At 33.9% G+C, this 23,453-nt stretch carries 9 protein-coding genes; 8 read left to right on the top strand and 1 reads right to left on the bottom strand.

The features are described from left to right. Positions 1-12: 12 nt before the first annotated feature. Together rpoC and Q0820_RS15390 are read left to right on the top strand one after the other, a co-directional pair. Positions 13-4,308, top strand: coding sequence for a DNA-directed RNA polymerase subunit beta' (gene rpoC / locus Q0820_RS15395; protein WP_298488937.1), 4,296 nt, complete (start codon positions 13-15; stop codon positions 4,306-4,308). Between the two features lie 109 nt (positions 4,309-4,417). Further along, positions 4,418-4,726 (top strand): DUF3467 domain-containing protein, encoded by a 309-nt coding sequence (locus Q0820_RS15390; protein ID WP_298488935.1) that lies wholly within the window; start codon positions 4,418-4,420, stop codon positions 4,724-4,726. Between the two features lie 51 nt (positions 4,727-4,777). Here Q0820_RS15390 and Q0820_RS15385 read toward each other — a convergent pair whose 3' ends face one another. Continuing rightward, positions 4,778-6,367 (bottom strand): peptide chain release factor 3, encoded by a 1,590-nt coding sequence (locus tag Q0820_RS15385; protein WP_298488933.1) that lies wholly within the window; start codon positions 6,365-6,367, stop codon positions 4,778-4,780. 378 nt (positions 6,368-6,745) lie between these two features. Between Q0820_RS15385 and Q0820_RS15380 the strand changes: the two genes are divergently transcribed. The 6 genes from Q0820_RS15380 to Q0820_RS15355 form a co-directional block, all read left to right on the top strand. Next, entirely contained in the window at positions 6,746-9,766 is a 3,021-nt protein-coding gene (locus tag Q0820_RS15380; protein WP_298488931.1) for a gliding motility-associated C-terminal domain-containing protein, read from the top strand. Between the two features lie 5 nt (positions 9,767-9,771). After that, positions 9,772-10,725: a type IX secretion system membrane protein PorP/SprF gene (locus Q0820_RS15375; RefSeq protein WP_298488929.1), complete on the top strand. Its 954-nt coding sequence runs from the start codon at positions 9,772-9,774 to the stop codon at positions 10,723-10,725. Between the two features lie 10 nt (positions 10,726-10,735). Beyond that, positions 10,736-12,667: an OmpA family protein gene (locus Q0820_RS15370; RefSeq protein ID WP_298488927.1), complete on the top strand. Its 1,932-nt coding sequence runs from the start codon at positions 10,736-10,738 to the stop codon at positions 12,665-12,667. 266 nt (positions 12,668-12,933) lie between these two features. Further along, on the top strand, positions 12,934-16,974 hold the full coding sequence (locus Q0820_RS15365) for a Calx-beta domain-containing protein (protein WP_298488925.1): 4,041 nt from the start codon (positions 12,934-12,936) through the stop codon (positions 16,972-16,974). Between the two features lie 184 nt (positions 16,975-17,158). Further along, positions 17,159-22,573 carry an FG-GAP-like repeat-containing protein gene (locus Q0820_RS15360; protein ID WP_298488923.1) on the top strand — a complete coding sequence of 1,805 codons (5,415 nt, stop codon included), beginning with the start codon at positions 17,159-17,161 and terminating at the stop codon, positions 22,571-22,573. A 295-nt stretch (positions 22,574-22,868) separates the two neighbouring features. Continuing rightward, a partial coding sequence (locus Q0820_RS15355; RefSeq protein ID WP_298488921.1) for a hypothetical protein occupies positions 22,869-23,453 on the top strand: 585 nt, incomplete at its 3' end.

Here is a 23,453-nt window from a genome sequence, read left to right as displayed (position 1 = left end):
CACCATTACATTATGGCTAGAATAAAAGATAATAACCCAATAAAAAGGTTTAATAAAATTTCCATCGGATTAGCATCTCCTGAAGCAATTTTAGGAGAATCTAAAGGTGAGGTTTTAAAGCCTGAAACTATTAACTATAGAACGCACAAACCAGAGAGAGATGGTCTTTTCTGTGAGCGTATTTTTGGTCCTGTTAAGGATTATGAGTGTGCTTGTGGTAAATATAAAAGAATCCGTTATCGTGGTATTGTTTGTGACCGTTGTGGGGTAGAAGTAACAGAGAAAAAAGTACGTAGAGATAGAGTAGGGCACATTAATTTGGTGGTTCCTGTAGCGCATATCTGGTATTTCCGTTCTTTACCTAATAAGATTGGATACCTTCTTGGATTACCATCTAAGAAATTAGATATGATTATCTATTACGAGCGTTACGTGGTTATACAACCAGGTATTGCTAAAGGTCCAGAAGGCGAAGAAGTTAAGAAAATGGATTTCTTAACAGAAGAGGAGTATTTAAATATTGCGGAGGAATTACCGCAAGAAAATCAATATTTAGAAGATTCTGACCCAAATAAGTTTATCGCTAAAATGGGAGCGGAGTGTCTTATAGATTTATTAGCAAGAATTGACTTAACGGAATTATCTTATGAGTTAAGACATAAAGCAAATACAGAGACTTCTAAGCAAAGAAAGACCGAGGCTTTAAAAAGACTTCAGGTTGTTGAGGCTTTAAGAGAATCTCAAGAAAATAGAGATAACAGGCCAGAATGGATGATTATGAAAGTAATCCCTGTAATTCCGCCAGAATTACGTCCATTAGTACCATTAGATGGTGGTCGTTTTGCTACTTCAGATTTAAATGATTTATATAGAAGAGTTATTATCCGTAATAACCGTTTAAAGCGTTTAGTGGAAATTAAAGCTCCAGAAGTAATTCTTAGAAATGAGAAACGTATGCTTCAAGAATCTGTTGATTCTTTATTTGATAACACACGTAAAGCCTCTGCAGTTAAAACAGAATCTAACAGACCATTAAAATCACTTTCAGATTCATTGAAAGGTAAGCAAGGTCGTTTCCGTCAAAACTTACTTGGTAAGCGTGTGGATTATTCTGCTCGTTCTGTAATTGTTGTAGGACCAGAATTAAAATTATACGAATGTGGTCTTCCTAAAGATATGGCTGCGGAACTTTACAAGCCTTTTGTAATTCGTAAGTTAATTGAAAGAGGTATTGTAAAAACAGTTAAATCTGCTAAGAAGATAATAGATAAAAAAGAACCTGTAGTTTGGGATATCTTGGAAAATGTTCTTAAAGGACATCCAGTATTACTAAACCGTGCTCCTACATTGCACCGTTTGGGTATACAATCTTTCCAACCTAAATTAATTGAAGGTAAGGCAATACGTTTACACCCATTAGCTTGTACGGCATTTAACGCCGATTTTGATGGGGATCAAATGGCGGTTCACTTACCATTAGGGCCAGAGGCTATTTTAGAAGCACAACTATTAATGTTAGCTTCTCAAAATATTTTGAACCCAGCAAATGGTTCTCCTATTACTGTACCTTCTCAGGATATGGTTTTAGGTCTTTACTATATGACTAAGGAAAGAAAGTCTACACCAGAAGTTCCTATTAAGGGAGAAGGGTTAACTTTCTATTCTTATGAAGAAGTAGAGATTGCTTTAAATGAAGGAATGGTAAATCTTAATGCCGGAATTAAAGTTCGTGCTAAAGATTTTAATGAAGAAGGAGAATTAGTAAACAAGATTATACCAACAACAGTAGGTAGAGTATTGTTTAATATGAGAGTTCCTGAACAAGCAGGATATATTAATGATGTCTTAAACAAGAAATCATTAAGAGATATTATTGGTGGAATTTTAGCTGTAACGGATGTTCCTACAACAGCAGATTTCTTAGATAGAATTAAGACTTTAGGATATGACTATGCCTTTAGAGGTGGATTATCTTTTAGTTTAGGTGATATTATTATACCAAAAGAGAAACATGAAATGATTGCAGATGCTAATGGTCAAGTAGACGGCATTATGGCAAATTATAACATGGGTCTTATTACTAATAACGAACGTTATAATCAGGTTATTGATGTTTGGACTTCTACCAATGCACAGTTAACAGAGTTAGCTATGAAGCGTATTAGAGAAGATCAGCAAGGATTTAACTCGGTATATATGATGCTTGATTCTGGTGCGAGGGGTTCTAAAGAGCAAATCCGTCAGTTAACAGGTATGCGTGGATTAATGGCGAAACCTAAAAAATCTACTGCAGGTGGTGGAGAGATTATTGAAAACCCGATTCTTTCTAACTTTAAGGAAGGTCTTTCCATTTTGGAATACTTTATCTCTACGCACGGTGCACGTAAAGGTCTTGCCGATACAGCACTTAAAACTGCTGATGCAGGTTACTTAACACGTCGTTTAGTTGATGTTTCTCAAGATGTTATTATTAACATTGAAGATTGTGGAACATTAAGAGGTGTTGAAGTACAGGCACTTAAAAAGAATGAAGAAGTTGTAGAAACTTTAGGAGCTAGAATTTTAGGTAGAGTTTCTTTACATGATGTATATAATCCTTTAACAGAAGAACAATTACTTACTGCTGGTCAGGAAATAATGGAATCTGATGCGAAGAAGATTAATGAATCACCAATAGAAAAAGTTGAAGTACGTTCTGCTTTAACTTGTGAAGCTAAGAAAGGTATTTGTGCTAAATGTTATGGTAGAAACTTATCTACAAATAAGATGGTACAAAGAGGTGAGGCTGTTGGTGTTGTTGCGGCACAATCTATTGGAGAACCAGGTACACAGTTAACACTACGTACTTTCCACGTAGGTGGTATTGCAGGTAACATTTCTGAAGATAACAAGCTTATCGCTAAATTTGGAGGTGTTGCAGAGATAGAAGATTTAAGAACAGTTACTGGAGAGGATTCTGAAGGGAACCCAGCAACAATTGTAATATCTAGAACATCAGAAATTAAAATTGTAGAGCCTAAGTCTGGAATTATTTTAAGTACAAATAACATTCCTTATGGTTCTCAATTATTTATTGAGAATGGAGCTAAAATTGCGAAAGAAGATGTAGTTTGTTCTTGGGATCCATATAATGGTGTAATTGTTTCTGAATTCCCAGGTCAAATTTCTTACGAGAATATTGAGCAAGGGGTTACTTATCAAGTTGAAATTGATGAACAAACAGGTTTCCAAGAGAAAGTAATTTCTGAATCTAGAAACAAAAAATTAATACCAACATTATTAATTAAGAATGGCGATGAAGTTTTACGTTCTTATAACTTACCAGTAGGTTCTCACTTAATGGTAGATGATAATGATAAGATTAAAGAAGGACAAATTTTAGTTAAGATTCCTCGTAAATCTGCTAAAGCTGGTGATATTACAGGTGGTCTTCCAAGAGTTACTGAGTTATTTGAAGCTCGTAACCCATCTAACCCAGCAGTTGTATCTGAGATTGATGGTGTGGTTTCTTTTGGTAAAATTAAAAGAGGTAACCGTGAGATAATTATTGAATCTAAATTAGGAGAAGTTAAGAAGTATTTAGTAAAACTTTCTAATCAAATCTTAGTTCAGGAAAATGATTATGTAAGAGCTGGTATGCCACTTTCTGATGGTTCAATTACTCCAGAAGATATTCTTAAAATTAAAGGCCCATCTGCTGTACAGCAATATTTAGTTAACGAAGTACAAGAAGTATATCGTTTACAAGGGGTGAAAATTAATGATAAACACTTTGAGGTTGTTGTAAGACAAATGATGCGTAAAGTGCGTATTGTTGATCCAGGGGATACTATTTTCTTAGAAAACCAATTAATTCACAAGCAAGACTTTATTGTTGAGAATGATGAAATATATGGTAAAAAAGTTATTACTGATGCAGGAGAGTCTGACACTATAAAAGCGGGTCAAATTATTACTGCCAGAGAACTTAGAGATGAAAATTCTATCTTAAGAAGAGAAGATAAAAACTTAATTGAAGCAAGAGATGCAGTAGCTGCTACAGCAACTCCAATACTTCAAGGTATTACACGTGCATCTTTACAGACGAAATCATTTATATCGGCTGCTTCCTTCCAGGAAACAACTAAAGTATTAAATGAAGCTGCTGTAAGTGGTAAAGTAGATACTTTAGAAGGATTGAAAGAAAATGTAATTGTAGGTCATAAAATACCTGCAGGAACAGGAATGCGAGATTATGATAATATCATTGTTGGATCTAAAGAAGAGTACGATGAAATTATGGCTCGTAAAGAAGCTTTAAAGTTTTAAATTAAGAATAACCCTCGATGAAAATCGAGGGTTATTTTTTTATAGTTATTTTCTATACTAACTTTACAATAGTAGAGTTTTATAAGAGTATTAATTTAGAAATAGTATTATGAGTGAAGAATCTAAAAAACAACAAATAAATATAGAATTAGATGAAAAAACTGCAGAAGGAACTTATTCCAATCTTGCAGTAATTAATCATTCTGTTTCTGAGTTTGTTGTAGATTTTATAAGTATGATGCCTGGCGCTCCAAAAGCGAAGGTAAAAAGTAGAATTGTGTTAACGCCACAGCATGCTAAAAAGTTCTTAAGAGCTTTAAGTGATAATGTAGATCGGTTTGAAAAAGCCCATGGAGTTATTAAAGATTATGAGCAGCAACCTATTCCAATGAATTTTGGACCAACTGGTGAAGCATAAAAAAAGCGATGAAATTTAATTTCATCGCTTTTTTTATTTTAGAAAATCCTGCTAATCAAACTCAGAAGTAAAATGTAATTTTACATTAGGATATTTCTGCTGTGTCATTTGTAGAGAGAAATTTGAATCAGCTAAGAAAACTAGTTGCCCTTTTTTATCTTTTGCTAAAAACTTCTGTTTAACGCGGATAAACTCTTTAAATTCATCTGTTTTGTTGTTAGATTGGTCTACCCAACAGGCTTTATGTACTGGGAAGTTTTCATAGCTGCATTTTGCACCATATTCATGCTCTAAACGATACTGAATCACTTCAAATTGTAAAGCTCCAACTGTACCAATTACTTTTCTGCCATTTAATTCTAAAGTAAAAAGCTGTGCTACACCTTCATCCATTAATTGGTCAATTCCCTTGTAAAGTTGTTTAGATTTTAAAGGGTCAGCGTTATTTATATACCTAAAATGTTCTGGAGAGAAACTAGGAATACCTTTATAGTTTAATTGTTCTCCTTCAGTAAGAGTGTCACCAATTTTAAAGTTTCCAGTATCATGAAGCCCTACAATATCTCCAGGATAAGAGATGTCAACAATTTCTTTTTTTTCCGCAAAAAAGGCATTAGGACTTGAAAACTTTAATTTTTTACCTTGACGTACATGTAAATATGGTTTGTTTCTTTCAAAAGTTCCAGAAACTATTTTTACAAATGCTAATCTGTCTCTATGCTTTGGATCCATATTGGCATGTATTTTAAATACAAAACCAGAAAGCTCTTTTTCATTAGCATTTACTAATCTTTCTTCCGCTAATTTTGGTCTAGGAGGTGGGGCAATATTTATAAAACAATCTAATAGTTCGCGCACCCCAAAGTTATTTAGTGCAGACCCAAAAAAAACAGGTTGTTGTTCTGCTTTTAAATAAGCTTCTTTGTTAAATTCTGGGTAAACGCCACTTACTAATTCTAGATCATCTCGTAATGTGTTTGCAGCTTTTTCTCCAATTAGTTTTGTTAGTTCGGGGCTTTGTAAATCATCAATAGCAATAGTGTCTTCTATGTTTTTTTTACTATCACCACTAAATAGGTTTACATTTTTTTCATATATATTATAAATACCTTTAAAGTCGTACCCCATACCTATAGGAAAACTTAGAGGAGTTACTTTTAAGCCGAGTTTTTGTTCTAAATCATCTAATAAATCAAAAGCATCTTTACCCTCTCTGTCTAATTTATTAATAAAAACTAGCATTGGTATGTTACGCATTCTACAAACTTCTACTAATTTTACAGTTTGCTCTTCAACACCTTTTGCAACATCAATAACAACAATAACACTATCAACAGCGGTTAGTGTTCTAAACGTGTCCTCTGCAAAATCCTTGTGACCAGGAGTATCTAAAATATTAATCTTTTTGTCATTGTATATAAAAGCTAAGACAGAAGTTGCAACAGAAATACCTCTTTGTCTTTCAATTTCCATAAAATCACTGGTGGCAGTTTTTTTTATTTTATTATTTTTTACAGCTCCGGCTTCTTGTATAGCGCCTCCAAATAATAATAACTTTTCTGTTAAAGTGGTTTTTCCTGCATCTGGGTGAGATATTATCCCAAATGTTCTCCTTCGTTGTATTTCGGTCTTAAAATCCATGGTATAAATTTGGTGCAAAAGTAAGGTAAAATATAAAACTATTTTACGGAGTTGTTCTTAATATAAGAAAGTAATATCATCTAATTTTTTTAAATCAATCATCGACAAAACGCACTTTTTGTCGATGAAATGCATTGTTGCAAAATTTAAAAAAAATCCAATTTTATCGACAAACTGTTTCTGTACTGAGAATGAGTAACCTTTTAACGAGGATATTAGTTTTTTAAAGAATTTACACAATTTATGGAGAGAAAAGAATTTGATGAAAAGATTTTTACATTTATCTTGCGTTATAATATACAATGCTCCCAGCATCTTACTATTTATAAATTTTCTTACTAGCCATGGTGATAAGTAAAACTAAAATTACTACCACTTATGGAACTTTTTACGAGCTTATTTAAGAATAATCTTTTTTTTAAAAAAAGAATAATCTGTACATTATTAATGTTTCTTCCATTTGTAAATTTTGCAAATGATATAGAGTGTTTACCTGATAATTTTGTTTACATTCTTCCGGAAGATTTTAATTACCCTACATCTTATGTTGACGGAGATTTAGAAAGTTTAGATGTTGATATAAGTTATAAATGGAATTTACCAGCAGGAAGTGTAATAGTTAGTGTTATTGGAGCTAGTACTACATCTGATAATGAGTTTATTTTATACAATACTCAAACCACTAAATTTAAATTTTCAGGAACAGTGGCTGTAGTAGGTATATTACACCACTCCGATGTTATATATCCATCAACCAGAGATGGTATATTGGATTCTGGAAATACATCTTATTCATTCATTAGTAATTTAGTAGGTGGTTTTGAGGCAAATAATGAAGGAAATAATTATTATGTTGAAAATTCAGGAGGAATAACGATTAAAAATCCAGGAGGTTTTGATTGGATTTCTAATACAGATATTAATGAAGTAGAATTTTATTCTACAGATACTAACCCGCTAAATACTCATGGAATTAGTATTAGAGTAGCTCCAATAGTATGTATAGATACGGATGGAGATGGTGTTCCAGATGTAGCAGATTTAGATGATGATAATGATGGTATCTTAGATATGGATGAGGATCCAAATTTAGATGGAGATAATGATCCATCAACAGATCCATTAGATACAGATGAAGACGGTATTCCAAACTATTTAGATATAGATGCAGATAATGACGGTATTCCAGATAATGTAGAAGCACAAACTACGGACGGTTATATAGCACCAAATGAAGATGATGCAGCTACTTATACAACTAATGAAGGATTAAACAGTGCGTATCCAAATGGTTTAACACCAGTTAATACAGACGAAGAAGATACACCAGATTATATAGACCTTGATAGTGATAATGATAGTGTTCCAGATAACAATGAAGGAAACGATTTTAACTTTGATGGAATTCCGGACCAGACTTATACAGGAGTAGATACCGATGGCGATGGATTAGATGATGGTTATGAAGGAAGTGATGTAAATGATGGTTTTGATGTAAATGATGAAATTAATGATCCAGCAAATGATTTACCAGATACTGATGGTACAGAAGATGTAAATTATAGAGATTTAGATGATGATGGAGATGGAATAGACACACCAGGTGAAGATGCAGATGGTAATGGTGATCCTACTAATGATGATACCGATGGCGATGGTACTCCAGATTATTTGGACGCAACAGATAATCGTCTGGATACGGATGGAGATGGTGTTCCAGATGTAGCAGATTTAGATGATGATAATGATGGTATCTTAGATATAGATGAGGATCCAAATTTAGATGGAGATAATGATCCATCAACAGATCCATTAGATACAGATGAAGACGGTATTCCAAACTATTTAGATATAGATGCAGATAATGACGGTATTCCAGATAATGTAGAAGCACAAACTACGGACGGTTATATAGCACCAAATGAAGATGATGCAGCTACTTATACAACTAATGAAGGATTAAACAGTGCGTATCCAAATGGTTTAACACCAGTTAATACAGATGGTGAAGACACGCCAGATTATATAGACCTTGATAGTGATAATGATAGTGTTCCAGATAATAATGAAGGGAATGACTTTAATTTTGATGGAATTCCAGACCAGACTTATACAGGAGTAGATACCGATGGGGATGGATTAGATGATGGTTATGAAGGAAGTGATGTAAATGATGGTTTTGATGTAAATGATGAAATTAATGATCCAGCAAATGATTTACCAGATACTGATGGTACAGAAGATGTAAATTATAGAGATTTAGATGACGACGGAGATGGAATAGATACACCAGATGAAGATTTAGATGGCGATGGTAATCCTACTAATGATGATACGGATGGAGATGGCACACCAGATTATTTAGACCCAACAGATGATCGTCCAGACACGGATGGTGATGGCGTTCCAGATTATGTAGATTTAGATGATGATAATGATGGTATCTTAGATATGGATGAGGATCCAAATTTAGATGGAGATGATAATCCGTTAACTAATCCATTAGATACAGATGAAGACGGTATTCCAAACTATTTAGATATAGATGCAGATAATGACGGTATTCCAGATAATGTAGAAGCACAAACTACGGACGGTTATATAGCACCAAATGAAGATGATGCAACAACATATGAAAATAACAATGGATTAAATACTGCTTATCCAAAAGGACTGACTCCTGTAAATACAGACGGAGAAGATAATGAGGATTACTTAGATTTAGATAGTGATAATGATAGTGTTCCAGATAATAACGAGGGTAATGACTTTAATTTTGATGGGGCTCCAGACCACACCTATACAGGGATAGATACCGATGGCGATGGTTTAGATGATGGTTATGAAGGCAGTGATGTTAATGATGGTTTTGATGTAAATGATGAGATTAATGATCCAGCAAATGATTTACCAGATACTGATGGTACAGAAGATGTAAATTATAGAGATTTAGATGATGATGGGGATGGAATCAATACACCAGATGAAGATGCAGATGGTGATGGCGACCCAACGAATGATGACACCGATGGCGATGGTATTACAGATTATTTAGATCCAGTTGATGATTCTCCTAAAATCGTTGAAATAGAAATTAATCAAATAGTATCACCAAACTCTGATGGTAAAAACGATTTTCTGTTTATACGTGGTGTAGAGAATGCAGTTAATAATTCTTTAAAAATATTTAACCGTTGGGGAGTAGCGGTTTATGAAGGAGAAGAATATAATAATCAAAATAATGTTTTTGACGGAAGATCAAAAGGTAGGTCAACTGTAAGTGGAGGAGAATACTTACCAGCTGGAGTATATTTTTATATATTTGAATATGATAACCAAAACGATAGTCTTAAACATGTAACCAATAGTGGTTATATTTATGTAAGTAATCAATTATAAAACACATGATTATTAAAAAAAGATTTTTAGCATTAATACTTTTAGGTTTTATTTTCTTAGAAAATGTTCAGGCACAACAAGATGCTCAGTATACGCAATATATGTTTAATACGATGAGTGTTAATCCTGCATATGCGGGCTCAAGGGGGCAATTAAGTGTTGCTGCTCTGTATAGAGCACAATGGGTAGGTTTAGATGGCGCACCAAAGTCGCAAACTCTTAATGTGCACTCACCTATAAGAAATAGTAAATTAGGATATGGTTTTTCTATTGTTAATGATGAAATTGGAGATGGCGTAGTACAGGAAACTTATTTTGATGCTGTTTTATCCTATACAATAGACGTATCCTTGGAGGGAAAATTATCTTTTGGTTTAAAAGCAGGAGGTAATATGCTTAATTTAGATTTTAATGGTCTACGTAATTTTGATGATGATGTAGTACGAACAGATAATATAGAAAATAGATTTTCTCCAAACTTTGGATTAGGAATATATTATCATACCGATAGGTTTTACGCAGGTTTATCTGCTCCTAATTTATTACAGACAGAGCATTTTGATAATTCTCAAACGGAAGCAAATTCAGTGCAGTTTGTATCTAAAGAAAGAATAAATTTTTATTTTATTACGGGCTATGTTTTTGATTTAAATGGAGATTTTAAATTTAAACCAGCATTGTTGACCAAAGTTGTGGGTGGAGCTCCGTTGCAAGTAGATTTTTCTGCGAATTTTATGTATAACGATCGTTTTACTTTTGGAGCAGCATATAGATGGGATGCAGCAGTAAGTGGTATGGTAGGGTTTCAATTATCAGATCAATTTATGTTAGGTCTTGCTTACGACAGAGAAACAACAGATTTAGGAGGAACACAATTTAATGATGGTTCTTTTGAGGTGTTTTTACGTTATGAGTTAGTTAAATCATTTAGAAGATTAGTTTCACCTAGATTCTTTTAAAATATAAAAAATGAAAAAAAGTATACAAATACTCATTTTTGTCTTTTCATCTCTAATTGCAGTAAATTCTATTTCGCAAGAAAAAAGAGTTATAAAAGCAGATAGTGAATATGAAGAATATTCGTTTAGCCCAGCTATAGATATTTATAAAAAAGTATTAGATAAAGGATATGTTTCTGCAGATTTGCTAAAAAATTTGGGAAACTCATACTATTTTAATGCAAATTATAAACAAGCTTCAGATATATATAAGAGATTAATAGACGATTACGGTAAAGATGTTGGTCCAGAATATTTTTTTAGATATGCACAAACTTTAAAATCATTAGGAGATTATGAGGGGTCTAATGCAGTAATGGATAAATTCTCGGAAATAACAGATAATGATGCTAGAGCAAATGGTTTTAAGGAAGAAAAAAATTATTTAAAAGAAATTAAAAAGAACTCTGGTAGGTATACTATAAAACCTTTTGAATACAATACTTCATATACAGAATTTGCTCCATCTTTTTATAAAGAGGGGTTAATATTTTCTTCGGATAGAGATACAGGAAATTTAGCAAGGTATAGGCATACATGGAACTCTAAGGATTTTCTAGATTTGTATGATACAAATGATTCTTCTGTTGTTAAATTAGGGAAAGAAGTAAATACGCGTTTACATGAATCTACATCTGCAATTACTAAAGACGGAAGTACACTTTATTTCACAAGAAATAATTTTAAAAATGGTAAATATATAAAAGACGATAAAGGAGTTATTCGACTTAAAATATTTAAAGCAACATATATAGATAGTACCAGTGTTTGGTCTAATATAGAAGAGTTGCCTATTAATAGTGATTCTTATTCTGTAGCCCACCCAGCTTTGAGTAATGATGAAAGTACTTTGTATTTTGCATCAGATATGCCAGGAACATTTGGTGCATCAGATATATATAGAGTTCGTATAAATGAAGATGGAACTCTTGGTAGCCCTGAAAATTTAGGGAGTAATATAAATACAGAGGCTAGAGAAACATTTCCTTTTATAACTACTGAGGATGTTTTATACATGTCATCAGACGGGCACCCAGGACTAGGAGGATTAGATGTTTTTGCAACTAATGTTTCGGACGGAAAACTAAATGGTTCTGTGGTTAATGTAGGGGAACCTGTTAATAGTAAAATGGATGATTTTACTTTTATTTTTAATTCGGATACAAAAGAAGGTTATTTTGCATCTAATAGAGAAGAAGGGAAAGGAGCAGATGATATATATAGTTTTATAGAGAATGAACCTTTACTTTTGGATTGCCATCAGGCAGTAACTGGAACAGTAAGAGATAAAATTTCTAACGAGGTACTGGCAGGTGCAGCTATAAAAATCATTGACGAAAATAATACAGAAATATCTTCTGCTATAACAGATTCTAACGGTACATATTCTATAGACTTAGATTGCAATCAAGGTAATTTTGTTAGAGCAATAATGGAAGGTTATGTGCCTGCAGAGGAATATTTAGGGAAATCTGATGGTAAAGCTAAAATTATTGATTTTTATTTAGAAAGAGATAAGGTTTCTGGAGGATATGGAGATGATTTAGCTAAATTATTGCAGCTAAGTACTATATATTTTAACTTTGATAAATATGACATTCGTAAAGACTCAGAAATTGAAGTGCAAAAAGTAATTGCCGCAATGGAGAAATATCCTAGCCTTAAAATAAAAGTTAACTCGCATACAGATAGTAGAGGTAAAGATTCTTATAACCTATGGTTATCAAAAAAGAGAGCACAGGCAACTGTAGATTACATGATATCTAAAGGAATATCTAAAGATAGACTAGAAGGAGAAGGATACGGTGAAACCAAACTTATAAACAATTGTGCTAATGGTATTCGTTGCAAAGGAAAGGACCATGAGCTTAATCGTAGGTCGGAGTTTATTATTTTAAAATAGTGTAAATTTAATATTTTAAATAGATTTCCAAAAAGGTTGTCTAAAAAGACTAGTTTTTTAGTATTAGTTTTAATATGTAAGATGCATATTGTAGTTATTCATGAGGCAAAAAGTATTTCTTTGACCTCCATCGTTAACGCAATTCATGTAGTAATAGGGCGTTTTCACAACATTTTTTAGATTAGATATTAGCTTTCATATACATTTGATATGAGATTAAATCTAAAAATCTATCCAAATAGGTTTTTCATTGCGTAATTTGAAGAATGATGAAAACAGTTAGTAAAAGTATTTATATTATTTTATTATTGTGTATTTGTTATGCTAGTGAGGTAAACGGACAGTGTGGTTATGGGTGGAATGATTCAGGTATAACTCCAGTAAACCCTACAGCAGCATCTCAGTTTACTCCTAGTATAAAAGCAGGACAATATTTTTTAATGAATGTTGTTAATGGAGGGGATTATACTCTTAGTACATGTGGACTAGCATCTTGGGATACTCAAATTTCTGTTTATAATGAATCTACAGCTGCTTTCATTTCATATAATGATGATTTTTGTGGTACTAGCTCAGAAACTACTTTTATGGCAACATTTACAGGTCAAGTAAGAGTAATTGTAACTAGGTTTAACTGTAATCCTCATAATGGACGGTCAACACAAGTAGAATATTATGGTGGTATCTCTCAGCCAGAATTACTTGTAAACGATGTTCTAGTGGATGAAGATGCTGGTACAGCAATTTTTACGGCAACTCATAACGGTTTGGATACCTCAGGGAGTTTTTCTGCTAATTATTCAATAGTAGCTGGGTCTGCAACTCAAGGTACAGATTATACAACAAGTTCAGGTTTGTACACAGGTACTTTAAATTTTAATGGTACAGCAGGTGATACTGATCAAATAACAGTTAATATTACAGATGATTTTGATGTAGAACCAAATGAGACCTATACGATTCAATTTACTTCTGTAACAGACACCTCGGTTGACATAACAGATACAGCAACAGGAACTATTATTAATGATGATGCGGCTGCTGTAATTCAAGTGTCAAATATTTCTGTTCAAGAAGATGCTGGGACAGCAACATTTACGGTTAATCATGCAGGTGGATCACGACCTGGAGCTTTTACTGTTGATTATTTGATAACTGCAGGAACAGCAACAGAAGGAATAGATTATACCACAGGCTCAGGCTTATATACGGGAACATTAAATTTTAATGGTACTGCAGGTGATACCGATCAAATAACAGTTTTAATTACCGATGATAGTTTCTATGAGTCATCAGAAACCTATACCATAAGTTTTACATCGGTAACCGATAGTTCTGTTGATATAACAGATACGGCAACAGGAACAATTAATGATAATGAAGTAGTTTTAACAGAAGTTCCTCTTACACTATTTAATGAGTTTAATGGGTATTATGATTATTCTGTAACAGGAGGTTCTCTTAGAGATGCAAATAATCCTACATATTGCTCTATAAAAACAACTTCAACCGTTAATGGTTTAACAAGCGTTATTCCACCTACAGGTGTAATAACTAAAGCATTTTTATTATGGTCACATTCTAATCAAGTACCAGATACGGAAGTAACTTTTGAAGGTCAGGCAGTGAATGCCGACTTTGTTTATGGAGCTTCAATGAGTGGTGGGAGACTTTTTTATGGAATGATGAGTGATGTTACATCAATAATTGAAGGAATAGTAGACCCAACGACTAATGTATACGATTTTACGGATTTAGATGTTGATAATACAAATGTTTTTGCAAATTATTGTAGTACAGGAACTGTATTAGGAGGATGGTCTTTGTTAGTTTTTTATGAAGAAGATACTTTGCCAGCTGTGTCTATAAATATGTATCATGGTTTTAAAGGAGAAAGTAATACATCGCAATCTTATACTTTAGACGGGTTTTATGCTATTGGATCTACAGATGCAAAAACAACAGTTCTATCTTGGGAAGGAGACAGTACTTTAGATGGTAGTAGCTCTGGTACAACAAATCCAAATGGAGAAGCACTAACCGTTACGGATCAAGGTGGAACAACGACAATACTCTCTGGCGATGGCGGACAAACAGGTAATAATGCTTACAATTCAACAATTTTTAATAACACACCATCGGGTATAATTAATTATAATGATTCCTACGGCTTAGATTTAGATACATTTGATATTTCATCCTATATCTCAGCTGCAGATTCACAAATTACGGTAGATGTTCATACCGGACAAGATTTTGTTATAGCCAACATGGTTTTAGTTAAGGTTCCTAGTAATTTAATTGTAGGAAATATATTTGAAGATATTAATTATGGAGGTGGTTCAGGTAGAGATATGACCATTGCAAATGGAATAGGAGTAAATAATGCCAGAGTAGAATTGTATGATAACGCTGGTGTATTTCAAGAGTTTACGCTTAGCGATTCCACCGGAGAATATTCTATGGGTGGTATGGAAAATGGGAGTTACAGTGTAAGAGTGGTAAATAATACGGTTAATTCTAGTAGAATAGGCGGGGTCAGTTGTACCACTTGTTTACCTGTACAAACATATAGAGAAAATTATGTTGCTGGTGTTGGTTTTAGTGGTGTTATTAATGAAGTTGGAGGGGCTAATCCGTCTGGTGAAGATGTGGCTGCAGGAATATTAACAAATGCCCAAACAGTTTCAACGGTTTCTATTGCTAGTGAAGGCGTTATTGGATTGGATTTTGGCTTTAACTTTAATACTATTGTCAATACCAATGAAGATGGGCAAGGATCTTTAGAGCAATTTATAGTTAATGCTAATAATTTAGACGAAACAGGTTTAAATATTGAAGCCAATAGTATTTTTGACCCGCTTGTAGGAGAGGATACTTCTATTTTTATGATACCACCTACTAGTGATAGTATGGGACGTACCGCGGATACAGGTTATGCAAGTGGCTATTTTAATATTTTAGTCTCCGATGGTAATCCTTTAACTACTATTCTTGGGGATAATACGATTATAGACGGAAGAACACAGACAGCGTATTCTGGAAATTCAAATTCGGGGACTGTAGGTTCTGGGGGAAGTTTAGTAGGTAGATCAGGGATAACTCTTCCGGATTTTAATCGACCAGAAATACAAGTGCATAAGAATAATGGCGATGTTTTAAATACACAAGGTACTAATGTCGTTATACGTAATATATCAGTATATGCAGGAAATAATGCGGGCATTCGAATTCAAAATGGAAACACTAGTGTTTTAGAATCTTTATTGGGAGTTAATGCGATAGGAAATAATGCGGGTAATATAGATTATGGTATAGAAATTATAGGAGGCGTTGCTATAGTAAATGGGAATTATATAGCTACTAATGTAGACGCGGGAGTGTTTATAAATGGAGGGACCTCAGTAACCATTCAAAATAACCATATAACCTCTAATGGTAATGGCGTATGTGATGATAATATTACAATTAGTAGTGGTTCGGGAATAGTCATTGAGCAAAATCTTATTGATAGTGCTGCTAGTTTGGGAATAGATGGCGATGGAAGTGCAGGAAGTATTTCGATAATAGAAAACACCATAACAACTTCAGGACAAAACGGAGGAATTTGTATGGCTAATGTAGAGAATGCAGGGATATTACTAGATGGTAGTAATTCTTTGGTTTCTAACAACATAATTTTCAGTAATGGAGGTTCAGGTATTGTATTATCAGGAGGGAATACTTCAGGAAATTTAATTACACAAAATTCTTTTTACGCAAACGGAACAGCGGGAGCTGCACTTGGAATCGATTTAGATGCATCAAATTTTGTGGGAGATGGCGTAACGTTAAATGAATTGAATGATGTTGATAATGGGCCAAATGGACTTATAAACTTCCCTTTACTGTCTAATATTTTTCTTTCAGGATCTCAAATAATAATATCAGGGTGGTCTGCACCTGGAACTACCATAGAATTTTTTGTAACAGATGTAAGTGAAGGTACTGCTAGTGCAGGAGATAACCAATTGGGTCAATCGGTAGACTATGGAGAAGGGCAAATATACTTAGGTAGTTTTATAGAGGGTAGCAGTGCAGATTTAGACAATGGAACATCACTTTATACGGATAATGATGGCAATACAGATAATACAAATGAATTTAAGTTTCAAATGACTGTCCCTCCTAGTGTAGGTATTGGTAGTTTAATAACCGCAACCGCAACATTAAGTAATTCTACTTCTGAATTTTCTCCCTTTAGCACAGTAAAAAGTTATTCTGTTATTACTAATAGAAGAATAACTTATAGAGTTAAAAAAGAATAAAAATATTTTTGTAATACTTGGATTACAAATGTATTTTTTGTAGATTTTTTTTTAATTTATCTAACCTCTAAATTTTAGATATATACCATGTTTATTAGTGCCTACACAACATTAATTGTTGTTAGTAAGCGTATGCATTTATTTTTGTTATAGTTCCCGCTAAATCTATAATGAATACTTTACCATGCTTAAAAGCACATTATATAATTCTAGAAAGAACATATACCTACTTACATGTATTCTATCTATTTGTTTTATAAAAAACACTAACGCCCAAACCACTTTCATAGAGAGTGCAGCATCTTACGGTTTAAATTTAGGCGGAAATAAAGATGGAGGACATGCTTGGTCCGATTTTGATGGCGATGGGGATATAGATGTTCTTGTTCTTCAGAATAGTACCTCTCTGCGAAATTACCTTATGCGTAATAATGGAGATGGTACATTTACCAATGTACAGACTACATTAGCGCCAGGAATGATAGCAGGTGATAGAGCAGAAAGGCAAGCAGCATGGGGTGATTTAAATGGAGATGGAAAGCCAGATTTTATGATGACTAGTTCAGGTACGAATACATCAGTAGTGGCAATTCAGATATTTATACAGAATGCAAATGGAACCTTTGGAGATGGAGCAGGAGGCACAACTCCAATAACGGTTGGCGAAAATAATAATGCTACAATAACAATTGGTGCTATAAATTGTGAAGGAGCTGGTTTTTTTGATTTTGAAGGAGATGGCGATTTAGACATCTTTTTTGATAGTCATAATTACGGAATAGAACTTCTAAGAAATAATTATATAAATCATACTACACATACGGTTGTTAATCCCGCAGCTAATGCACTTTTTACACATATTACTACGGGTAATGGTAATGGCGTTGTAAATTTTGGATTGAATCAGTTTGCAACGGATGGTGACTATGGTTCTGCAGCCGATGTTAATGATGACGGTTGGGTAGATATTTTTATGCGTAAACGTAATGAAAATGATTTTTTCTTAAATCAAGGAGGTACTTTTACTAGTGGCTCAGACTTAGCCCAAGCAGCAAATAACAATAAAGGAGCTAACGGGCTATGGGATTTAGATAACGATGGCGATTTAGATGCTGTATGGACAGAAAACGGACTTACGCAAATATTTAGAAATGATGGACCAGGTGTTTGGACTCCTTTAGGAGCTACAACTTTTCCAGGTTTACCACAACCAAGTAATTTAGATAGCGGTACTTCATCTAATGGTATAGATGCGGTTACTGGAGGAGATATAGATAATGATGGAGATATAGATATTTTATTCGTGGGTGATGCTCCTGGTAATGGAGCTAATAATAGAAGTTACCTATTTATAAATCAATTAAATAGTCCAACACCAGCACCAGGAGTAATTGGTAGTGGTACTGCAATGACTTTTAGTTTAGACTCAGAAACTTTTAATACCAGAGATGGAGAAGGAACTACAATGATAGATATTGATGATGATGGCGATTTAGATATTTACATGAATATTAATGGTAGTGCAAATCAACTATTTATAAATGACTTACCAGCAGCAAACAGAAACAATCATTTAATGATTGATGTAACCGAGGATAGAGGCGCTAATGGTTCTACAGGAGGATTGCCAGAGAGGGTGGCTCTTGGTACTAATGTTTTAATTAGAGACTGCGCAGGTAATATCATTAGTGGTTTACGACAAGTAAATGGTGTTTATGGGCATGGAACACAAAGTCCAGAAGAAGTTCATTTTGGGCTTCCTTTAGGAGAAAATGAAACCTATATTATAGAAGTAAGGTATCCAAATTTTTATGATGCTTCAGATCCAAATGGGTACTCAAGATTAATATCCACCATAATAGCACAACCAAGTACAATACCCGGAACAAATCACTACGATTTATCTACAACAGATGCAGAAATTGTAGAAAATATAAATCCGCCAAATGCAGAAGACGATATCGTTGTTGTTCCCCAAGGAAACACCGTTTCTATTCAAATTAATTTATTTGATAATGATACAGAACCCGACGGTGAAAATTTCTTTATTGATAGTGTTGTACAACCTGCTATTGGTAGTGTGGTAATTGATGATGCAGATTTAGGTTTGGTTACCTATACCTATAGTTCAGGAACCTTTTTTACAGGTACAAGTTTTGAGTATACAATAACAGATTCTACGGTATCTATATGTCCGGCATTAGGGAAAAGTGATACTGCAAAGGTATATATAGAAGAGCCCTGTAGAGACCCTACAGGTACAGATACCGATGGAGATGGAATTAATGATGTATGTGATGTAGATGATGATAATGATGGTATTTTAGATGTAGTAGAAAATCCAAGAACTGTTTTATGGGTAACTCAGAATTCTCCAAATACAGAAGAACAAAATACAATTGATAAATTAATAGCCTTAGGCTATAACGTTACTGTAGTAGATGATAATGTGGGCGGAAATGCTAATGATTATGCAGTAACTTTCTTATTTGAACGAGTAAACAGTGGAACAGCCTATGCTAATGTGGCAAATTTAACTACCACGAATAATGGAGTTATTACCAGTGAAAATGCACTTTATGATGAAATAATTGGAACAACAGGTGCTACAGGGAATACAGCTACAAACTTTATAAATATTATAAATAATACACATCCAATTACATCAGGATTATCTAATGGTAATTACGATGTAGGTGATGCTGATTTTTATGTAAACGGAGTAGTTTCAGGAACAGAATTAGGAAGACACCCTAATGGACAAAAAGATTTTGCGGTATGGGAACCTGGTGACGAACTAGACTCAGGTATAGCACCAGGAAGACGAACCATAATACCACTTACTACAGGGTTTAATACTGCAGGAGAAGATTTATTGGTAAATGCTATTATTTGGACTTCTCAAATAGATACAGATAAAGATGGTACACCTAATTATTTAGACTTAGACAGTGATGGTGATGGTTGTACAGATGCAGATGAAGCATACTTTAGTCTTATAACTAATGCGGATACAGATGATAATGGAACCTATGGTTCTGGAACTCCAACCGTAAACTCCAACGGCCAAGTAACAGCAGCTGCTTATAATGCAACAAATATATATTACCTGGATAGTACTGTAAATACATGTGAGGATACAGATAATGATGGTGTTCCAGATGATATAGATTTAGATAATGATAATGATGGAATTTTAGATACTAATGAAGGGTGTTTAACCGAGTCAGTTGATTTTTCAATTAATAGAAGTGATGTTTCTCTTTCATTGGATAACGGTTTAGATGGTATTGTTATAGATATTACAAGTATTGATAACAGTTTTAATTTTAATATCAACGGTGTTCAGTTAACCACAGGAGAAATAGAATTTCACAGACCAATTAGAACTGTTGAATTTGCAGATGGCACATATTACGGAGGTGGTGGAGTGTCTAATATATGGTCAATTGCATGGAATAACCCTACAAATCCAGACACACCCTTAATACGTCTTATAGTTAAAAAGAACAGAACTGTTGAGTTATATGGATCTAAAACATGGAATGGCCCATTAGAACCTATGGTTTTTGTAAATGGATTAACGGTAAATCCTTTTTTATGGAATGCTGTTACCAATAATTTTATATTAGATCAAATTGAAAACGGAAATACTGTTATGACGGGAAGGTTATCCAGTCTTGTTCAAAATTGTTTAGTAGATACTGATAATGATGGTATTACTAATGACTTAGATTTAGATAGTGATGGCGATGGAATTCCAGATAACGTAGAAGCGCAAACCACTTTGGGATATACGCCACCCAATAACGATTCTTCAGCAACATATGCAACCAATAACGGAGTTAATTCTGCTTACTTAGGAGGATTAACCCCAACTAATACAGATGGAGCAGACGAACCAGATTACTTAGATTTAGATAGTGATAACGAAGGTCATGGAGATACTACAGAAGCAGGGATAGCCTTAGCAGGAGAAGATACAGATAATGATGGTCTAGATGATGGAATAGATACCGATGTAACAGGGTATAATGATCCAGGAGGAACCATAGATAATCCAATAACCCCATCATTTACTTTACTAGATTCTGATAATGATGCAGGCACAGGAGGCGATGTAGATTTTAGAGATGCTTTAGATGACAGACCAGATAATGATAATGATACTATTGTAGATGCGCTAGATTTTGATGATGATAATGATGGAATTTTAGATACAGATGAAGGTTGCGGCAACCTAATAATTAATCCATCCTTTGAGCAACAAGATTTTACAGATGCTGCTATTTTCCCGGGAGGATTTACAGATGCTTCAGGAACTTTTATAGGCGCAACATACAATGCCAATACTTTAGCAGGTTGGACATATACGCAAAACCTTGATGGTTGGGTAGGTGGAGAAAGTCCTGCATGGTCATCTAATACTTTTGCAGAAGAATACCATGGTACGCAGTACTTAGACGTTATGGGAAATAATAATGTTACCAGCGGTATAAATAATATTTTATCCCAAGTAATAAATACTACTGTTGGGAATACGTACAAGTTTTCTTTCTTTTGGGGAGAAGATGTAGGTCATGCCACTGGAGCTCAAGTAACATTAGATGTAGATGTTATAGATGCTTCAAGTAATTCTCTTATCAATCAAACCTTATTAACAAAAGCAGAAGGCGTTGTTGCAGGAATAATGGGGCCAAAAAAGTGGTTTTATTATGAAAGAACCTTTGTGGCAACAACAGCGCAAACAACTATTTCTTTTGAAGCTACTCCTAGTTATACTGCTGATGGAGCTGCATTAGATTTTGTAACGGTAGAAGATATCACTACTTGTAAAGATACCGATAATGATGGCGTTCCAGATAGTATAGATTTAGATAGTGATAATGATGGTATCTATGATGCTGTAGAAGCAGGTCATAACCAAGACCATACAAACGGAGTAGTTAATGGAGTGGTAGGTATAGATGGGGTGCCAAATGCAGTACAAAGCGAACCAAATAATGAGACTGTAAATTATTCATTAGCAGATTCTGATGGAGATAATAATATAGATGCTATAGAGGTAGATTCGGATAGCGATGGCTGTAATGATGTGCAAGAAGCAGGTTATACGGAAAGCGGAACAGAAATAGGGGAGTTAGAGGGAACTGGATATAATGTTGTAAATGGATTAGTAACTGGTAATTCTGATGGATATACTACTCCAGTTGATATTAATACGAATTTAGTTTTCGATTATAAAGAAGCAGGTACAGCTCCTGTTATTACCACAGAACCTAGTAGTTTAACTATCTGTCCAGGATGTAGTGGCACTATGACCGTCGCTGCAACAAACGGAGATATATTTCAGTGGCAATTATTTAACGGTACAACTTGGGATAATTTACCTAATTCTGGTATACATAGTGGTGTAAATACCAATACCTTATCTATAACAAATCCAACATCTAGTGATAATGGGAATCAGTACAGAGTTTTAGTTTCTAATTCTATGTTTGTCTGTACAATGGATACTTCTATTACTGCAGTTTTAAACCTTAGAGTTGCAACAGTAATTACAAATAGAAGAATAACGCATAGGGTAAGGAAAAACTGATTTGCATAAAAAACTAAACGCTTGAAACTTTTGTTTTTGTTGAGGTTATCGATAAAAGGAATAAAGTTTTTTAAGTGTTTTATTTTACTAAAACCTCACTTTTTAAGAGGTATACAATACTAATGTACACTTACACAACATTTATTTTCCAACGGAGGATGTAAAGTTATTTTTGTAGAGTGTAGTAAGATCATAGTGTAAAAGTTATGGTTTCTTAAAAGAAAGATTACAGGTATATACTTAAAATATATAGAAAAATTATAGTACTAAAATGGCCAAAACTAAAAACCTACAAATGAAAAAGTTTCTATTACCGATGTTGTTATTTATATCGGGAATTGCGTTTTCGCAACAAACAGTTCTTTTAGAGGATCAATGTAATTGCGAAGTGTTAAGTGGTACAGATGTTACAGCTCCAGGTGTTGGTACACCTACAGGTGCAGATTTAGGGGATATTTATGTAAATACAGATACGGGTACAATATATTTCTGGGATGGAAATACTTGGGAGTTAACCTCTACAGATAGTCAGCAATTACAAAATTTTAGTTTTGACTCTGCTACAAATTTATTATCCTTAGATATAGAAAATGGAAATACCGTTTCTGTAAATTTAGAAGATTTAGCAGATCAGAATGCTGCTGAGGTAAATTTAAATAACCCTTTAGATGTAGATGGAGATAGTGTAAATGAGACTACAGTAGAAGAAGCAATAGCAGATTTAGCAGCAAACAATGCATTAGATTTAGATATAGATCCTACTAATGAACTTACAACAAGTAATCTAGGGCCACCAACAGGGCCTCCAGCAAATAATAATCCAGGAGTAACTTATTTAGATACAGCAACCAATGAGTTGTATGTATATGATGGTGCTAAC

It is taken from the genome of uncultured Maribacter sp., assembly GCF_947495965.1.
In the GTDB taxonomy this organism is placed as follows: domain Bacteria; phylum Bacteroidota; class Bacteroidia; order Flavobacteriales; family Flavobacteriaceae; genus Maribacter_B.
The sequence above is the reverse complement of the archived record's forward strand: the minus strand, read 5'-3'. Positions and strand labels throughout refer to the sequence as shown.

Excerpts from the sequence above, each read along its gene's own strand:
- rpoC (WP_298488937.1), top strand. The coding sequence starts at position 13 with ATGGCTAGAATAAAAGATAATAACCCAATAAAAAGGTTTAATAAAATT.
- Q0820_RS15390 (WP_298488935.1), top strand. The coding sequence starts at position 4,418 with ATGAGTGAAGAATCTAAAAAACAACAAATAAATATAGAATTAGATGAA.
- Q0820_RS15385 (WP_298488933.1), bottom strand. The coding sequence starts at position 6,367 with ATGGATTTTAAGACCGAAATACAACGAAGGAGAACATTTGGGATAATA.
- Q0820_RS15380 (WP_298488931.1), top strand. The coding sequence starts at position 6,746 with ATGGAACTTTTTACGAGCTTATTTAAGAATAATCTTTTTTTTAAAAAA.
- Q0820_RS15375 (WP_298488929.1), top strand. The coding sequence starts at position 9,772 with ATGATTATTAAAAAAAGATTTTTAGCATTAATACTTTTAGGTTTTATT.
- Q0820_RS15370 (WP_298488927.1), top strand. The coding sequence starts at position 10,736 with ATGAAAAAAAGTATACAAATACTCATTTTTGTCTTTTCATCTCTAATT.
- Q0820_RS15365 (WP_298488925.1), top strand. The coding sequence starts at position 12,934 with ATGATGAAAACAGTTAGTAAAAGTATTTATATTATTTTATTATTGTGT.
- Q0820_RS15360 (WP_298488923.1), top strand. The coding sequence starts at position 17,159 with ATGCTTAAAAGCACATTATATAATTCTAGAAAGAACATATACCTACTT.